General features: G+C 70.0%; 18 protein-coding genes and 3 tRNA genes. 9 read left to right on the top strand and 12 right to left on the bottom strand.

The genetic code is table 11. The features are described from left to right. Nucleotides 1–24: 24 nt before the first annotated feature. The 10 genes from HWX58_RS08240 to hpt form a co-directional block, all read right to left on the bottom strand. Nucleotides 25–714 (bottom strand): Rossmann-like and DUF2520 domain-containing protein, encoded by a 690-nt coding sequence (locus HWX58_RS08240; RefSeq protein ID WP_175986646.1) that lies wholly within the window; start codon nucleotides 712–714, stop codon nucleotides 25–27. After that, a complete protein-coding gene (locus HWX58_RS08235) occupies nucleotides 704–2539 on the bottom strand; it encodes a PH domain-containing protein (protein ID WP_250646155.1) in 1836 nt (611 codons plus the stop codon). The genes HWX58_RS08240 and HWX58_RS08235 overlap by 11 nt, the downstream gene beginning before the upstream one ends. Continuing rightward, complete coding sequence (locus HWX58_RS08230) at nucleotides 2536–3123, bottom strand: PH domain-containing protein (protein ID WP_438268247.1); 588 nt, start codon at nucleotides 3121–3123, stop codon at nucleotides 2536–2538. The genes HWX58_RS08235 and HWX58_RS08230 overlap by 4 nt, the downstream gene beginning before the upstream one ends. After that, entirely contained in the window at nucleotides 3080–3562 is a 483-nt protein-coding gene (locus HWX58_RS08225) for a DUF3180 family protein (RefSeq protein WP_175986868.1), read from the bottom strand. The genes HWX58_RS08230 and HWX58_RS08225 overlap by 44 nt, the downstream gene beginning before the upstream one ends. Further along, nucleotides 3559–4095 (bottom strand): 2-amino-4-hydroxy-6-hydroxymethyldihydropteridine diphosphokinase, encoded by a 537-nt coding sequence (gene folK, locus HWX58_RS08220; RefSeq protein WP_250646154.1) that lies wholly within the window; start codon nucleotides 4093–4095, stop codon nucleotides 3559–3561. Before folK ends, HWX58_RS08225 begins: the two co-directional genes overlap by 4 nt. A gap of 8 nt (nucleotides 4096–4103) precedes the next feature. Then, nucleotides 4104–4472 carry a dihydroneopterin aldolase gene (folB, locus tag HWX58_RS08215; protein WP_175986863.1) on the bottom strand — a complete coding sequence of 123 codons (369 nt, stop codon included), beginning with the start codon at nucleotides 4470–4472 and terminating at the stop codon, nucleotides 4104–4106. Next, a complete protein-coding gene (gene folP / locus HWX58_RS08210; RefSeq protein ID WP_175986861.1) occupies nucleotides 4473–5306 on the bottom strand; it encodes a dihydropteroate synthase in 834 nt (277 codons plus the stop codon). Then, nucleotides 5303–5890 carry a GTP cyclohydrolase I gene (gene folE, locus HWX58_RS08205; RefSeq protein ID WP_175986858.1) on the bottom strand — a complete coding sequence of 196 codons (588 nt, stop codon included), beginning with the start codon at nucleotides 5888–5890 and terminating at the stop codon, nucleotides 5303–5305. Before folE ends, folP begins: the two co-directional genes overlap by 4 nt. Nucleotides 5891–5892: 2 nt before the next feature. Next, nucleotides 5893–7908 (bottom strand): ATP-dependent zinc metalloprotease FtsH, encoded by a 2016-nt coding sequence (gene ftsH / locus HWX58_RS08200; RefSeq protein WP_175986855.1) that lies wholly within the window; start codon nucleotides 7906–7908, stop codon nucleotides 5893–5895. 64 nt (nucleotides 7909–7972) lie between these two features. Continuing rightward, the gene (gene hpt, locus HWX58_RS08195; protein ID WP_175986853.1) at nucleotides 7973–8524 is read right to left on the bottom strand and encodes a hypoxanthine phosphoribosyltransferase; all 552 of its coding nucleotides are present in this window, start codon (nucleotides 8522–8524) and stop codon (nucleotides 7973–7975) included. 103 nt (nucleotides 8525–8627) lie between these two features. On the opposite strand from hpt, the gene HWX58_RS08190 reads away from it, so the two are divergent. Next, a complete protein-coding gene (locus tag HWX58_RS08190) occupies nucleotides 8628–9203 on the top strand; it encodes a DUF937 domain-containing protein (protein ID WP_175986851.1) in 576 nt (191 codons plus the stop codon). Between the two features lie 151 nt (nucleotides 9204–9354). On the opposite strand, the gene tilS is transcribed toward HWX58_RS08190, so the two are convergent. Then, the gene (gene tilS / locus HWX58_RS08185) at nucleotides 9355–10344 is read right to left on the bottom strand and encodes a tRNA lysidine(34) synthetase TilS (RefSeq protein ID WP_175986848.1); all 990 of its coding nucleotides are present in this window, start codon (nucleotides 10342–10344) and stop codon (nucleotides 9355–9357) included. A gap of 147 nt (nucleotides 10345–10491) precedes the next feature. On the opposite strand from tilS, the gene ppa reads away from it, so the two are divergent. Next, nucleotides 10492–10983, top strand: coding sequence for an inorganic diphosphatase (gene ppa / locus HWX58_RS08180; protein ID WP_175986846.1), 492 nt, complete (start codon nucleotides 10492–10494; stop codon nucleotides 10981–10983). A 58-nt stretch (nucleotides 10984–11041) separates the two neighbouring features. Here ppa and HWX58_RS15390 read toward each other — a convergent pair whose 3' ends face one another. Continuing rightward, nucleotides 11042–11911, bottom strand: a complete 870-nt coding sequence (locus tag HWX58_RS15390; RefSeq protein ID WP_368356416.1) for a peptidoglycan DD-metalloendopeptidase family protein — start codon at nucleotides 11909–11911, stop codon at nucleotides 11042–11044. A gap of 750 nt (nucleotides 11912–12661) precedes the next feature. Here HWX58_RS15390 and HWX58_RS08170 point away from each other — a divergent pair. The 7 genes from HWX58_RS08170 (at nucleotide 12662) to HWX58_RS08140 (ending at nucleotide 16711) form a co-directional block, all read left to right on the top strand. Next, nucleotides 12662–12734: transfer RNA gene (locus tag HWX58_RS08170), tRNA-Glu, on the top strand. Between the two features lie 27 nt (nucleotides 12735–12761). After that, a tRNA-Asp gene (locus HWX58_RS08165) sits at nucleotides 12762–12835 on the top strand. Between the two features lie 72 nt (nucleotides 12836–12907). After that, nucleotides 12908–12980: transfer RNA gene (locus HWX58_RS08160), tRNA-Phe, on the top strand. 87 nt (nucleotides 12981–13067) lie between these two features. Next, nucleotides 13068–14168, top strand: coding sequence for a hypothetical protein (locus tag HWX58_RS08155; protein ID WP_175986843.1), 1101 nt, complete (start codon nucleotides 13068–13070; stop codon nucleotides 14166–14168). A 38-nt stretch (nucleotides 14169–14206) separates the two neighbouring features. Continuing rightward, nucleotides 14207–14836, top strand: a complete 630-nt coding sequence (locus tag HWX58_RS08150) for a hypothetical protein (RefSeq protein WP_175986841.1) — start codon at nucleotides 14207–14209, stop codon at nucleotides 14834–14836. After that, complete coding sequence (locus HWX58_RS08145; protein ID WP_175986838.1) at nucleotides 14833–15252, top strand: DUF6630 family protein; 420 nt, start codon at nucleotides 14833–14835, stop codon at nucleotides 15250–15252. The genes HWX58_RS08150 and HWX58_RS08145 overlap by 4 nt, the downstream gene beginning before the upstream one ends. Nucleotides 15253–15310: 58 nt before the next feature. Then, nucleotides 15311–16711, top strand: coding sequence for a threonine/serine exporter family protein (locus HWX58_RS08140; protein ID WP_175986836.1), 1401 nt, complete (start codon nucleotides 15311–15313; stop codon nucleotides 16709–16711). Nucleotides 16712–16720 lie beyond the last annotated feature (9 nt).

The following is a 16720-nucleotide window of genomic DNA, read 5'->3' as shown; positions in this document are numbered from 1 at the left end:
GCAGCATCCGGCGTCGAGCGCGACTCAGAGCGCGGGAGGGCCGGATGCGTCGCGCAACGCCGTCTCGATCGTCGACTGCACGAGCGCGGACAGGTATCCGCCGGGGTTCTCGATCCCGATGCCGCGCAGCAGCGACGTGGACTGACCGATGATGGCCCGGGAGAACTCGGATGCCGTCGAGATCGCCTCGGCGTACGCCGCGCGGTCCTCCTCGTCGATGACGACCGGTTCGCAGCCGAGCTCGACGGCCAGCGCCTGCGCGATGGGCAGAACGGCGGCGGGCGCCGTGACCGCGGCGAAGCTGGCCTGCAGCTGCCGCAGATCCATCGAGGTGCCGGTGAACGAGATCGCCGGATGCACTGCCAGGGCAATCGCGCCGGACCGCTGAGCCGGCTCGAGCACGCCGATGCCGAAGGCGGGGTCGGTGTGCACGACGAGCTGGCCCGGTTGCCAGGCACCGAGCTCGGCGAGCCCGCCGACGAGGCCCGGCAGCTCGTCATGCGGCACCGCGAGGATCACGAGCTCGCTGCGCCGCAGCACCTCCTCGGCGTCGAGGACGGGGACTCCGGGCAGGATGCCGGCGACGCGGTCGTCGTCGGATCCGCTCGTGATCCCAACGACCGCATGCCCGGCTCCGCCGAGAGCGGCACCGATCACCGGTCCGACGCGCCCCGCGCCGATGATGCCGACGCCGAGGCGACCGTCACGCCTCACGCGACTCCTCAGTGCCGATCCAGCCCGGCGGCGGGGGTGGAACGGCCGGCACACCGGGAGCGGAGGTCCCAGCGGGCACCGGCGAGCCCTCGGGCGGGGTCGAACCGGCGGGCGGGGTCGAACCGGCGGCATCCTCGTCGTCCTCCACCGCCCAGCGATGGCCGTGATCGCGCTGCACCGCAGCCGACGCACGCCGGGCGATGTCGCTCAGCGACTCGTTGACGATCGCGCTGTCGATGCCGACGACCTCGCCGAGGACAGGGCCCGTGACGTTGTGCGCCTTCAGGTAGGCCACGCGCTGCAGGCGGTCGACCGGCCCCTGCTGCGACGAGATGCCCTGCATCCGCGCGAACGGGAACACCGCGAGTTTGCGCCACATGACGCCGCGGCGCAGCAGCAGGCCGAAGTCGGTGACCGCGAAGCCGTGCCGCCTCCATGAGAACGGCCGGCGCCACCAGGCGCGCCCGGCCATGACCCGGTAGGGGTCGCCCTGCTCCTGCGGGCCCTGGATGCCGTGCTCCCACACGAGCGGCAGGTCCTCTGCGGGCAGGCCGGGCAGGATAAGCCCGAGCACGCGCTGCACGTCGGAGGCGACGCCCACGGGCAGCACGACGTTGAACTGCTGGGCGGTGCTCGACTGCTGCTGCGAGGCGCTCTTGCCGCTCATCCGATTGATCTTGATCGACCACCACCCGAACGGCCGCCACAGCAGCGACTGGGTGACCTCGACCGCGAAGATGCGGCCGGGTGGGATCGTCTCGGTGATCGTGGTGAACAGGCCGTAGGTGATGCGCACGCCGTCCGGGGTCGGCGCGATCGAGTAGCGCAGCGACTTCGAGATCTGCGCCCAGGTGATCGCGACGGCGGCGATCACGAACGGGATGCCGATGCCGAGAGAGACGCCGAGCACCCCGAACCAGGCATCCGGGCCTCCGTCGGAGAGGATCGCCGGAACGGTGAACGCCATCGTGATGCCGAACAGCACGAGGAAGAACAGCAGCCACAGCACGCCCGACAGGAGCTGGGATCCGACGAGCCTGCCCGTCGGGATCTTCACGACGCTCTCGGGTGCCACATCGGCGAGGTCGACCCCCTCGATCAGACCGCTGACGCCGGTGTTCATCGATCCGACGAGCTGCGCCCTGCGGGTTGCGGCCGGTCCCGTGCCCGCCTGCCGGGCCGCGCGCGCGGCGCGTGCTCCTGATGCCAGCCGCAGGATGTCGGCTCGCACGCCCTCGGCCTTGGCTGTCGAGAGGTACTCGAGCGGCACGTTCGCGTCGGTGCCCGCACCCACGACCTCGAGCTTGGCCATGCCGATGAGCCTGGCCGGGAACGGGCGGGTGAGGTTCACGCCCTGGACGCGATCCAGGGGCGCCCGCCGCTGCGAGCGGAAGACGATGCCCTTGCGCACCTCGACGTGCTCGTCCGAGATGCGGAACTGCTGGAATCGCCACACCAGCCAGAACGCCGCGATGAGCACGACCAGCACTCCCAGCACGATGCCGAGCGCGATGAGCATGAGGTTGTTCGACAGCACCCAGTCGACGGGGTCGCCGGCCGAGTAGTCCTCGACGTGCGCCTCGGGGGCGAAGGCGTTCACGAGCCAGTGGATGATCCGGTCGCGGAAGCTGTTGAGAACGATGCCGGCGGCGATGATGAGCACCAGCCCGCCCTTGAACAGCGGCGTCAGCGGGTGCAGGCGGTGCCACTCCCCGTCGGCCAGGGACTCCTCGGCGGGCGGCGCCGCGGGGATCGGCGGCAGCGGTTGCAGCTGCTCGCCGTGCACCTGATCGGCGGGTGCTCCCGGCTGCTCGGGGGTGCTCACAGGCCGGTCCGGCGGGTCTCGGCGACGTCGATCAGCGTGTCGCGCAGCGCCTCGGCGGCCGCCTGCGTGAGGCCGGGGATCTGCACGCCCGTGGTCGCCGCGGCTGTGACCATCTTCAACTGCGAGACCCCGAACGCGCGATCGAGCGGACCGTGCGTGATGTCGACGAGCTGCATGCGGCCGTACGGGACGGCGATGATGCGCTGCCACAGGATGCCCTTGCGGAAGACGATGTCGTCATCGCGCAGCATGTAGCCGATCGCCCTCGCCTGTCGCGGGAGGATCGCGAGGGTGATGAGGGTGGCCGCGGCGAGGATGCCGCCAGGGATCCAGACCCAGGACTGGTCGAACACGAAGGCGACGACCAGCACGACCACCACGAGCACGGCGAGCAGGATGCCGTCCTGCACGAACTGCGAAGTCACGTAGCGGGGGGAGATCTGGTGCCACGTGCCGTCGAGCGCGAGGCGCCCTGCACCTCGCGGTTCGCGCAGCCGGTCGTAGGTGCCCTCATCGAGCACGGAGGGCGCTTCGGGCCGATCAGCTCCCGTCGGCTCCGGCGGGGTCATCTGGCTGTCGGTCATCAGGATCCTTCGGCAGGGTGCAGAACTGTTCGGCGACGAGGGCCGCGACCACGAGCACGAGAGCGCTCACGATGAGTGCGGCCATCGCCACAGTCGACCCTACCTGGGGTGCCACCGGGCGCGACAGGAGGAAGACGAGCAGCCCGGCACCGAACCCGGCGACGAGCGCTCCGAGCAGGCTGGATGCTCGTGCCAGCGTCGCCGCGCGCATCGCGCTGAACGGATCCACGCGCGTGCGCGACCGCCCGCGGACGCTGCGGCGCACCGGCCACGCGAGCCCCAGGGCGGCCGCCGCGAGCAGCAGGAGCAGCACGGGCAGGAACCCCGACGGCGCGAAGGTCGCCCGTCCGCCCGCGGTGAGGAGGTGGTCCACGAGGTATCCGGCTCCGCCTCCGGCGAGCGCCAGGAGGACGAGGATCAGAGGCGATGTGCGCTTCATCCGCCCGCCGCCCTCCCCTCGCCGCAGCGCAAATCGTCGACGAGATCGGCGACGCGACCGCGACCGGGGACCACGGCCTCGGCGTCGAGTTCGAGCCACGGCTCGAGGACGAACAGCCGCTCGGCGGCCCGCGGATGCGGGATCAGCAGATGCGGATCGTCCGAGCGCAGATCGCCGTAGGCGATGAGGTCAAGGTCGAGGGTGCGGTCGCCCCACCGCTCCCGGCGCTCGCGGCCGTGCTCCTCCTCGATCGCGTGCAGGAGTCCCAGCAGCACCTGCGGTGCGAGCCGCGTGGTCATCAGCGCGACGGCGTTCACATAGCCGGGGGCCTCCGGATCGGGTCCGTCCAGCCGCACGGCGACGGTCTCGTGCAGGTCGGACAGCCGGACGTCGTCGACGAGCGGCAGGCGGGCGATGCGCTCGGCGGCGTTGCGGATCGTCCTGCTCCGCTCGCCGAGGTTGGCGCCCAGGGCGACGACGGCGGTGACGGCGTCCCGACCGGGTCGCGGGTCGCGGGCGGGGATCGGCGGCATCCGCACCATCAGAGCGCTCCATCCCGGTCGCGGCGGATCGTCACGGCGACGTCGGAGAACGTCAGCGGGATCGGCGCGTGCGGTTTGTGCACCGTGACCTCGGCGGTCCGCACCCGTTCGTCGGCGAGGGCGACGTCGGCGATGCGCTGCGCGAGGGTCTCGATGAGGTCGACGGGGTCGCCGGCGACGACCGCGGCGACCTGTTCGGCGAGTTCGCCGTAGTGCACGGTGTCGTGGACGTCGTCGGATGCGGCGGCCGCCGACAGGTCGAGGTGCAGACGCAGGTCGATGACGAAGTCCTGCCCGTCCTCGCGTTCGTGCGCGAAGACGCCGTGACGCCCGAACACGGTCAGGCCGGTGAGGGTGATCTCGTCCATTCAGCCCTCCCAGGCGTGCGCGATGGCCAGCGCGTCGCGGGTCGCGGCGACGTCGTGCACCCGCACCGCCCACACGTCGTGGCGGACGGCGAGCGCACTCGTCACGGCGGTCGCGAGATCCCGGCGCTCCACGGAGACGTCGTCTGCGCCGCTCCCTGGGCTCGTCGAAGGGTCGGCGCCAGCTGCGCGAAGGGTCTCGACGAGGAACCGCTTGCGGGACGTGCCGATGAGCACCCGGTATCCGAGCGCCGTGATGTCGCCGAGGCCGCGCAGCACGTCCCAGTTCTGGGCACCTGCCTTGGCGAAGCCGATGCCGGGATCGAGGATGATGCGCGACGGCGCGATGCCGGCGGCCGCCGCCTCGCCGATGCGCTCGCGCAGCTCTCCGGCGACCTCGCGCGAGGGGCGCAGGTAGTCGGCGCGCGCGTACATGTCGTCGGACGGACCGCGCCAGTGGCCGATCGCGTAGTCGGCCCCGGACGCCGCGACCGCGGCGAGCATGTCCGGGTCGGCGAGTCCGCCCGAGACGTCGTTCACGATGCGCGCACCGGCGCCGACGGCGGCCGCTGCGGTGGAGGCGTTGAGCGTGTCCACGCTCACGGCGATCCCGCGAGCGGCGAGCTCGGTGATCACCGGGATCACGCGCTGCTCCTCGACCGCAGGGTCGACGCGCTCGGCGCCGGGGCGAGTGGACTCCCCGCCGACGTCGAGCACCGTGGCGCCGGCATCCCGCAGCTCCAGGCCGTGCGCGATCGCACGATCCGGATCGAGATATCGCCCGCCGTCGCTGAACGAGTCGGTCGTGACGTTGACGATGCCCCAGATGCCGGTCACGACGCTCCCCCGATCAGCGTGATGAGCTCCGCCCGGGCCGCGGGCTCGGTGTATTCGCCGCGTGCGGCGATCGTCAGGGTCGAGGCATCCGCCTGGCGTCCGCCGCGCATCGTGACGCAGCCGTGCACAGCATCCAGCACGACGAGCACGCCGCGGCTGTCGAGATTCTCGGCGATCGTGTCGGCGATCTGCTCGCCGAGCCGCTCCTGCACCTGCGGGCGGGCCGCGAGGGTCTCGACGACCTTCACGAGAGCGCCGAGGCCGACGACCTTCTCGCCCGGCAGGTACGCGATGTGCGCATGACCTGCGAACGGCAGGAGATGATGCTCGCAGACCGAGCGGAAGCGGATGTCGCGCAGCAGCACCGCCCCCGACGGCAGGGTCTCGGGCGCGGGGCCGCGCGAGACGCTGATCGTGTGCGCGAGGGGCGCCGCAGCGTCCTGGCCGACGCCTGCGAAGAACTCGTCGTACAGTTCGGCGACACGGCCAGGGGTCTGGCGCAGCCCCGGACGATCGGGATCCTCACCGATCGCCTCGAGCAGCTCCCGCGTCAGCCGCTCGATCCGTTCCCGGTCGACGGCCACGATCAGGCCGTCGCCGGTCGAGCCTGCCCCGAAGCGGGAGCGCTGCCGGCAGTTCCGCGTGCGGCCTGGGCGTCAGCCGGCGCCTCGACCGACGCTGCGGCATCGGCCGGGATGACGCGCTTGGGCACCTCGATCGGCGGGCGATCCGACACCGGGCGGTCGTCGCTGGAGAGCCACTGCGGGCGCTCGGGGAGCTTGCGCACGTCCTTGAAGATCTCGGCGATCTGGTTGTGGTCGAGGGTCTCCTCCTCGAGGAGGGCCAGGGCGAGGCGGTCGAGGATGTCGCGGTTGTCGCTGATCACCTTGTACGCCTCGTCGTGCGCCTGCTCGATGAGGCCGCGCACCTCGACGTCGACGCGCTCGGCGATCGACTCGGAGTACTCGCGTCCGCGGCCGTAGTCCCGCCCGGCGAAGGGCTCGCCGCCCTCGGAGCCGAGCTTGACCGGGCCGAGCTCGGTGGTCATGCCGTACTCGATGACCATCTTGCGGGCGATGCCGGTGGCCTTCTCGATGTCGTTCGAGGCGCCGGTGGTCGGGTCGTGGAAGACGAGCTCCTCCGCGACGCGGCCGCCCATGGCGTAGGTGAGCTGGTCCTGCAGCTCGTTGCGCGTCACGGAGTACTTGTCGTCGACGGGCATGACCATCGTGTAGCCGAGGGCCTTGCCGCGCGGCAGGATCGTGATCTTCGTGACCGGGTCGGTGTAGTTCATGGCCGCGGCGGCGAGCGCGTGACCGCCCTCGTGGTACGCGGTGATGAGCTTCTCGCGGTCCTTCATGACGCGGGTGCGGCGCTGGGGTCCGGCGATCACGCGGTCGATGGCCTCGTCGAGCGCCCTGTTGTCGATGAGCTGGGCGTTCGAGCGCGCGGTCAGGAGCGCCGCCTCGTTGAGAACGTTGGCGAGATCGGCGCCGGTGAAGCCCGGCGTCTTTCGCGCGACGACCTCGAGGTCGACGCTCTTGGAGAGCGGCTTGCCCTTGGAGTGCACCTGCAGGATGTGAAGGCGCCCCTTGAGGTCGGGCGCGTCCACGCCGATCTGACGGTCGAAGCGGCCGGGGCGCAGGAGAGCGGGGTCGAGGATGTCGGGACGGTTCGTCGCCGCGATCACGATGACGTTCGCGTTCGGGTCGAAGCCGTCCATCTCGACAAGCATCTGGTTGAGCGTCTGCTCGCGCTCGTCGTTGCCGCCGCCCATGCCGGCGCCGCGGTGGCGGCCGACGGCGTCGATCTCGTCGATGAAGATGATGGCCGGGGCGTTCTCCTTGGCCTGGTTGAACAGGTCGCGGACGCGGGATGCTCCGACGCCGACGAACATCTCGACGAAATCCGAGCCCGAGATCGAGTAGAAGGGGGCGCCGGCCTCGCCGGCGACGGCGCGGGCGAGCAGCGTCTTGCCGGTTCCGGGAGGGCCGTACAGCAGCACGCCCTTCGGGATGCGGGCGCCGATCGCCTGGAACTTGGCGGGGTCCTGGAGGAACTCCTTGATCTCCTCGAGCTCCTCGATCGCCTCGTCGGCGCCGGCGACGTCGGCGAAGGTGACCGTCGGGGTCTCCTTGTTGACGAGCTTCGCCTTGGACTTGCCGAACTGCATGACCTTGCCGCCGCCGCCCTGCATGGACGAGAGCAGCCACCAGAACAGCAGGCCGAGCAGCACGAGCGGGAGAAGCAGCGAGAGGAACCCGTCGAACCAGGTCGCGCGGGGCACGACGTCGTTGAACCCGTCCTTGGGCTCGGCGGCGTTCACGGCCTTCACGACCTCATCCGCGCGCGCCTCGACGTAGTAGAACTGCACCTGCTCCGAGCCCTCGAAGGCCTTCGACAGGGTCATGTCGACGCGCTGGTCGCCATCGGTCGTGGTCACCTCGGTCACGGTCGATCCGCCGAGCAGGTCGAGACCCTGCTGCGTCGTGATCTGCTTGGGAGCACCGAGGTTCGAGATCAGCAGGAACCCGCCGAACAGCAAAACACCGATCAGCACCACGTAGAGCAGTGGATTCCGGGTGATCTTCTTCACGTCCATGATGCGTTCAGCGTATCGCGCGCGCCCTAGGCCCCCGCTGTGATTCGCCCACGGCGTACCGGCGTCAGGAATACACGTGCGGTGCGAGCACGGCAACATCACGCAGGTTGCGGTAGCGCTCGTCGTAGTCCAGACCGTAGCCGACGACGAAGTCGGTGGGGATGTCGAAGCCGACGTACTTGCAGTCGATCTCGACCTTCGCCGCCTCGGGCTTGCGCAGCAGCGCGAGCACCTCGATCGACTCGGGGCCGCGGGACTCGAAGTTCTCGAGCAACCAGCTGAGCGTGAGGCCGGAGTCGATGATGTCTTCGACGATGAGCACGTGCTTGCCGTGCAGATCGGTGTCGAGATCCTTGCGGATCTGGACGACACCGCTCGACTTCGTGCTGGAGCCGTAGCTGGAGACGGCCATCCAGTCCATCGGCGCGTGGAACGGCAGAGCGCGGGCGAAGTCGGCCATGACCATGACGGCGCCCTTGAGGACGCCGACCAGCAGCAGGTCCTTGCCCTCGTAGTCCTTCGCCACCCGGGCGGCGAGCTCATCGAGCTTCGCTCTGATCTGCTCCTCGGTGACGAGGATGTCTGCAAGGTCGTCCTGGATCTCAGCCGCGCGCATGCATCGATTTTAGGTGACCGATGCTGGTTCAGGTGACCGATGCTGGGCGTTCGGCATACTGTGATCATCGAGCGGGCGGACGCCCACGACGGAAGGATCTCCCATGGCTCTTGACGACATCCTCAAGCAGGTGCCCATCGACGACATCGCCGCCAAGCTCGGCGTCTCACCCGCCGAGGCTTCGAAGGCCGTCGAGCAGGGCGGCGCGGTGCTGCTGAGCGGACTGGCGAAGAACGCGCAGACCGAGGAGGGGTCCGCTGCGATCCAGAGCGCACTCCGCCGTCACGAAGGTGCGACGTCCGTGCAGAAGGTCGACGACGTCGACCAGACCGACGGCGGGAAGATCGTCAAGCACGTGCTCGGCGACGACGCCGAGCAGGTGGCTGCGAAACTGAACTCCTCCGACAAGACGCCCGGCATCGACTTCGGCAAGCTTCTGCCGATCCTCGCGCCGATCATCATGGGCCTGATCGCGAACAAGAACAAGTCGGCAGACGGCTCCTCCGGCGGCGGACTCAGCGACATCATCGGCGGGCTGCTCGGCGGCGGGAATGCGGGCGGGGCATCCTCGGGCGGTGGCCTCGGCGACATCCTGGGCGGCGTCCTCGGCGGCGGCTCGTCCTCGGGCGCCGGCGGGGTCGGCGACATCCTCGGCGGCCTGTTCGGCGGCAAGAAGTAGCCGCGTCGACTCCTCGTTGCGCTCGTCGCTCACCGCGTTTCGTCTCGCTGCGCTCGCTCAGCGACCCGCAACGCCTCACCCGCGGGTCGTTGAGCGAAGGGCACAGCCCGAAGACGAAACGGGCTGAGCGAGCGGAGCGAGTCGAAGCCGCCTACTTCGCCGTGAAGACGATCCCCGCTCCGCGGCGCGCTGCCGAGCATCCCGGCAGGTCGATCGGGCCCTGACCCGACCAGTCCGTGACGAGCCGCGCGACCTCGAGCGTCTGCGATCGCGTCAGGCTCACGCCGAACTCGCTGTCGACGACGAGGCGGATGATCCGGTTGCGCAGCGCGGCCGGATTCGCAGCGAGCGCTGCGACGCTCACAGAGATGCCCGCTTCGGCGTGCTCGACGATGTCCTCGATCGTCTCGTGGATCATCTCTTCGAACGCCTCGGCGTCCTCGCGCAGCTGCTCGGCGGTGCGTGCCAGGGCCTCGGCGATCCCGGGCCCGAGCTCCGTCTCGAGCACGGGCAGCACGTTCTCGCGCACCCGCACGCGGGTGAAGCGGTGGTCGCGGTTGTGCGGGTCGTTCCAGGGCTCGAGATCGGATGCCGCGCAGAATGCCTCAGTCGTCGCCCGACGCACGGCGAGCATGGGGCGCATCCAGATCGTGCCGTCCTCGTCCTCGCGGCGCGGCGCCATGCCCTGCAGACTCGTGGCGCCCGACCCGCGGGACAGCCCGAGCAGCACCGTCTCAGCCTGGTCGTCGAGCGTGTGACCGAGCAGCACGGCGGCGGCGCGCTCCCTGGCCGCGACAGCGCGGAGAGCCGCGTACCTCGCGTCGCGCGCCGCGGCCTCCGGTCCGTTCGCGTCAGCGGCGACGTCGACGCGCTCCACGACCGCGCGGCTGCCGAGCGCCGCGGCCTTCGCGGCGGCGGATGCCGCGGCATCCGCAGAGCCCTCCTGCAGGCCGTGGTCGATCGTGACGCTGACGACCTCGATCCCGCGCGAGCGCGCCTCGAATGCGGTGGCCGCCGCGAGCGCGAGCGAATCGGCACCGCCGGAGAGGGCGACGATCACCGTCGCCCCCTCGGGGAGGCTCCCCAGCGCGGTGCGCACGGCCAGGCGGATCTCGGCGATAGCGGGGCTCAGTGATGGCACCTCACCACGCTAGCCGCTGGACGTTCAGCGCGTTCGCGCTGTTCCTGCTGGCATTGACCGGGCTCTCGCCAGACCGCTGAACAGGCTCGTCGGGGCGCGCGGGTAAGCTTGCTCCGGCATCCCTACCGATTTCCGAGGAGCACACGCATGGGCGCACACGACGCCGTCATCGAGATCCCCCGCGGCAGCCGCGTCAAGTACGAGGTCGACCACGAGACCGGCCGCGTCCACCTGGACCGCGTTCTCTACACGACCTTCGGGTACCCGGCCGACTACGGCTACTTCGACAACACGCTCGGCGAGGACGGCGACCCGCTGGACGTCCTCGTCCTGCTCGACCACGCCATCTACCCCGGCGTCGTCGTCGAGGTGCGCCCCGTCGCCGTCCTGAAGATGAGCGACGAGGCCGGCGGAGACGACAAGCTCGTCGCCGTGCTCTCCAAGGACCCCCGCTGGGCGCACATCCAGGATGTCGGCGACCTGGCCGAGTACACGAAGAAGGAGATCGCGCACTTCTTCGAGCACTACAAGGACCTCGAGCCGAACAAGTGGGTCAAGGTCGACGAGTGGGGCGACGCCGCTGAGGCGCAGCGCATCCTCGACGAGGCGATCGCGCGCTTCGGCGAACAGCAGCACTGATCTGACGACGAAAGCCCCGGCTGCGGCCGGGGCTTTCTCGCGTCTCGGGCGTCTGCGGTCAGACCGAGATGCCGCGCGCCGCCAGGAAGGCGATGGGGTTCGTGTAGCCGCCGTTGATGTAGACCTCGAAGTGCAGGTGGCAGCCGACGGACGCACCGGTGTTGCCGGCGTAGGCGATGACCTGGCCCGCGCTGACGCTGGCGCCGCTGCGCACGGCGAAGCCGCCGTTCACGATGTGCGCATACCCCGTGGCCACGCCCCCGCCGTGCTGGATGCGGATGTAGTTGCCGTAGTTGCCGTTGGGGCCCGCGTAGTCGACCGTGCCCGAGTGGGCGGCGAAGATCGGAGCGCCGCAGCCGTTGGCGAGGTCGACGCCGTAGTGGTAGCTGGAGCACGTGGAGCACGGCCTGGGACGCCAGCCGAACCCGGCACTTCGCCATCCGCCGTGGGGCGCACCCAGCCGCCGGTACCGGCCGATCCGCCACCGCCGCCGCCACCGCCACCGCCACCGCCGCTGTTGTTGTTCTTGGCGGCTTCCTCGGCAGCCCTGCGCGCCTCCTCGGCGCCTTGCGCGCCGCCTCGGCGGCCCTCCGCCGCGCCTCCTCGGCGGCCTTGCGGACGCGCTCTCCCTCTTGGTAGTCGGACACGGTCTTGGCCGTCGTGTCCTTGAGCGCGGCGAGCTGGGCCTGCAGGGTGCCCAGGTACTCCGTCTGCTCGTCGAGCGCGGCTTGGGCGGCGGTGGCCGCCTGCTGGGCGGCGAGCATCTTCTGCTCGGCGATCTTCTGCAGCCGGTCGCGCTCGGTGCGTGCGACGGCGGCCTGGTCGCTGAGAGACTGCGCGGAGTTGCGCGCGGCGACGGCCTTGTCGTAGACGGACTGGTTGTAGCCGAGGAGCTTGTCCATCGTGCCCAGACGCGAGAGGAGCTCATCGGCGTTCGCGGCCGAGCCTGAGAAGAACAGCTCCAGGGCGGTGTCATCGCCGCCATTGCGGTACAGCTGCCCGGCGACCTGACCGGCCTTGCGCGCGGACTCGTCGGCGATCTGCGCCTGCTCGTCGGCCTGCGCCTGGAGCGCCTCCGCCTCGGCGATGGCCTCGAAGTAGGCCTGCTGCGCCTCGTAGAACTCGTTGCCGGCGGCTTCGGCGGCCGCCTGCGTCTCGGCGACCTTCTGGGTTAGCGACTGGATCAGGCCCTGGATACGGGAGACCTCGGATGCCTTCGCCGCCTCGTTCTGCTTGGCGCGCTGGACGTCGTCCCAGCTCGGGTACGACGCGGCATAGGCGGCGCTGACGCCGGAGCCGATGCCGAAGGCGCTGAGAGCGGCGACACTGAGGACGCCGACACCGAGGGCGTTGCGGCGCGTCAGCCCGCTCTTGTCCCAGAGGGTACGACGCTCGGCGGTGCTGGGCGCGCAGTTGCAGGAGTCGCCTGCTTCGAGCGCAGCATCCATCGGGGACTGCTCGACGTCCACACGGCCCCTCTCGCCGAATTCACTCATGCCACAGTAACAACATCCTTAACATCCGCAACAGGTTGACGTCTGCGGATGAGGGCACGGCCCTGCATTCATCGTCCTCCCGAAACGCCCGGGGTACCGGCAGGCTCGCCCTCGATTCGTGTTTTCGTCGAAACATCCCTTATGCTTGAGCGTCGGCAAGGAAGTCCCCCGGGACACCCTTCGGCCCCATCGTTTAGCGGCCTAGGACGCCGCCCTTTCACGGCGGTAGCACGGGTTCGAATCCCGTTGGGGTCACTCCATCCGATACAATTGAAAAGTTATGGCCCTGTAGCGCAGTTGGTTAGCGTGCCGCCCTGTCACGGCGGAGGTCGCGGGTTCAAGTCCCGTCAGGGTCGCTCTAAGCGACGGGCCCTTTTTTCGAAGAGGGCCTTTCGTCTAGGATGCGGCGGATTTACGATGTGCCGCATGGCTCTGTAGCTCAGTTGGTAGAGCGCACGACTGAAAATCGTGAGGTCACGGGATCGACGCCCGTCGGAGCCACAAGGATGACCGTTACAGTCATCCCAGAAACCCTCGCGTAGCTTCTACATCGCGGGGGTTTTGCTTTGCCCGGGCCATGATGGACTCATGACCGACGACGTCGCGGAAGCACTCCTCGCTGGCCCCCGCGGCCGCAGGCTCTGTCTCGAGTATGCGCGCACCGTCTCGTCCGACGTGGGCGAGGTTCTGTTCTGGCTCGCGCATCGCGCAGACCGGAACCCCGGGACGCTGATCACGATCGGCACCGGCGACGGTGATGAATCCGAATACGAGGAGCCCGACCCGGCGACGGCTGACCTCGTCGCGCGCCTCGAGCCCGTCGGCAGCGCGCCCGTCGATGAAGCGGCTGTGCAAGCCGCCCTGCGCGCATCCGTCGACACCGCGATGTACTGGCAGGAACCCGACGGCACCGACGTGGTCGCATGCCGGCCCGAGCTCGTCGCTGCGTTGCGCCCGATCGCCGAAATGATCGCGGCATCCGATTCCGCTCGCACGTGGGATGCGCCCCGCACGACCGAGCAATGGGCCGTCGACTGGCGCTCTCCTGATGACGCCGCACCGCTCCCGACGCCACAGACGGTCGTCGCCACATGGTCGGATCAACGCCGCACCGAAGAGACCGAGGCGCACAGCGAGCGGCCGGCGGATCCGCGCGCGATGTGGACGGGCACCTGGTGGTCCGTCCCGGTGTTCACCCTGACGACTCGCGGCACCATCGTGGGCGCCCTCGATCTCGTCGAGGACCCCCTCGGATGGGAGGAGGCCACCCTCATCCCCGTTCGCGGCGCCGGTCGGACGCTCGAGATCCGATCCCCGGAGCACTGGGTTGATTTGTGCCGCGCGTACCCGCTGGAGGTGACCGCATCCGCCCGCCACGACTGGTATCGCGTGACGGGACGCGCCGGCCGCTGGCTCATCCCCGACTGGTCGCGCGTGGCGCACGAATGGGATGCCGTGCACCTGAGCACGCTCGCATACCTGCGCAGCGCGACCGCGCTGATCGAGGTCGACGACGAGTACGCCTCTGTCATAGGCGGATGGGCGCCGGACTCCACCATCTGGCTCACCGACGTCGCCCGTGAATGGGACGGACCCCGCCAGCACTGGGTTCGACGGCGCGACGCCGATGGGTCCAGACACGACGCTTGGGCACGGAGCGCGCCCGATCCGCACGACCCCGGTACGTGAACCTTGTGTTCACCGGCGCCGTGTGATCGTCTGGCGGTATGGCCTTCTTCCCGCCCGATCCGGAGATCCCCGATCCCGACCACGACGAGAACGAGTACGTGCAGCCGCCGTGGGTCTCGGCACCCGAGGATGAGCTACCGGCTCTCCACCCTGCGGCGGCCATCCTCGCCCGCACCGAGTACACGGCCATCGCCCTCATCGGGGTCGCCGTGTATCGCGAAGGCGTGGAGTTCCAGATCTCACGACGGCTCCGCAGGAACGGTCTCCCGTCGGATGCCTGGCACGACATGACCGCCGCGTTCATGGAGCAGCACCACCCCTGGGGTCGCACAGCCGACACCGCCGAGCGCCTGCGCTTCGGAGTGCTTCTCGGCGACGGCCAGCAGCTGGTCGCCGACGGATTCCCGTTCGAACGCCCCGGCGAGGATCCGCCGCGCGGACACCGCCTCAACCGCAGCAGCGGCGGAAGCGGAGGCGGTGGCCGGTTCTTCTCGGGAACCGACCGCCTATGGCTGTGGCCCGCGCCGCCGCCCGGCCCGCTCGAACTCGTGATGCAGTGGCCCGCGCTGGGCATCGAGGAGAGCGGAATGACGCTCGACACCGACGAGATGATCGCGCTCGCCTCGCGGGCGCACCCCTTCTGGTCCGAGGAGAATGAGGAGACATGACCGGCACCACCGACGACTGGACCCGCCTCTGCGTCCTGCTCGACGACGATCCCGAGTTCGCCCCGGCGGTGCTCGACGCCGTCGAGGCGGGAGACGACCCCTGGGATGCCTTGATCGACGCCCTCGATGACGCCGGCGCCCTCGCCTACCTCGACCGGAGCGACACCGGCGTCGAACTCGCCGACGCCCTCGCCGGGCTCCCCCGTGTGTTCCGCGCCGATGTCGACCTCGACCCGGTCGGGGACGTCGACGACCTGGATGCCGCGATCGCCAAGGCCGACCAGCTCCTCGCCTCTCACCTCCTCCACCTCGTCCACATCGAGGATCCGGAGGACGAGGACGCGCATCCGCTCGTCGCCGTCTCGACCGCGAACGTCGACGAGATCGGCACCCTGATCGCGAAGCTCACCGCCTGATTCCCGGCATCCCCGGACGGATGCCCGCACCACCGCCACGACTCGAGACAATGGAGACATGGCCACCGAACGACGATCGCGCCTGCTCGACTCGATGCGCCGGGTGATCCGCACCGACCCCGCCCAAGTCGCGCTCACCGAGGCATACACGGTCATGAACGAGACCGTCGTCGTGAAGATCCTCGACCTCGCCCTGCGGATCGGCGAGGCCATGTTCGCCACGGGTGCGTCCGCGCACGACGTGACCTTCGCGATCATCCGCGTCGCCAAGGTGTACGGGCTCTCCGGCGTCCACGTCGACGTAAACTTCAACGCCATCAGCGTCTCGTACCACCGCGGCGAGGAGGACTGGCCGACGACGATGATCCGCGTCGTCCGCGCGGCATCCCCCGACCACGCCAAGCTGCAGCGACTGCAGGCGCTCGTCGTCGACATCACGGACGGCATGGACCTGGATGAGGCCCGCCTGGCTTTTCGTGTCATCCGCCGCACGCCCTTCCTCTACCGGCCGATCGTCGTCATCATCGCCCGCGCGCTGCTCGCGGTCGGCGTCGCGATCCTCTACGACGCATCCCCACTGATCATCCTCCTGAGCTTCCTCGCCGCACTCGGCGCCGCGTTCACGCAGGCGGGCCTCGCGCGCCTGCAGGTGCCGCTGTTCTTCAGCCAGATCGCCGGTGGATTCGTCATCACCGCCGTAACGACCGTGGTCTCCGCGCTCGGCGCCGCGGGCATCCCGCTGTTCACGGACGTGCAGCCGTCGATCATTGTGGCATCCGGAATCGTCCTCATGCTCTCCGGCCTCACCGTGGTCGGCGCCGCGCAGGACGCCATCGACGGATTCGCGCTGACCGCGGGCGGCCGCATCCTCGACCTCACGATGCAGACGCTCGGCGTCGTGCTCGGCATCCTCATCGGACTCGAACTCGCGCGCCTCGTCGGCGTGAGCATCCCTCTCCCGACCGACGCGATCCCGTTCGGATCGATGCTGGCCCAGATCGCCGGTGCCATCATCATCGCCGTCGCCGTCGCCCTCTTCAACGGTGCGGGCCTGCGCATCATCCTCGTCAGCGCCGTGCTCAGCACGATCGCGATCGTCGCCTACAGCCTCACGCTCACGCTCGGCGTGCACGCGGGTGCGGCGAGCGCGATCGGCGCGCTGCTGGCGAGCTTCATCGGCATCCTCACCGCCCGCGGCGTGCACGTGCCCTCCGTGGCCGTCACGACGGCCGCGATCGTCCCCCTCGTGCCGGGCACCGCGGTCTTCCGCGGCCTGCTCGGCGTCGTCCACTCGGACGGGACGGCCGAGGGGATGCTGGACGGCGTCGCCCCGCTCGTACTCGCCGGCTCCATCGGCATCGGACTCGCGGCCGGAGCGTCCCTGGGCCTCTACCTCGGCACCCCACTGCGCGCCACGCTCGCCGGAGTCTCGAAGTCGCGCGCCCGCCTGCGGCGCTGAGGCCGCGCT

Source organism: Microbacterium tenebrionis, from assembly GCF_903645325.1.
Classification (GTDB): domain Bacteria; phylum Actinomycetota; class Actinomycetes; order Actinomycetales; family Microbacteriaceae; genus Microbacterium; species Microbacterium tenebrionis.
This window is presented reverse-complemented; position numbering and strand designations above follow the sequence as displayed.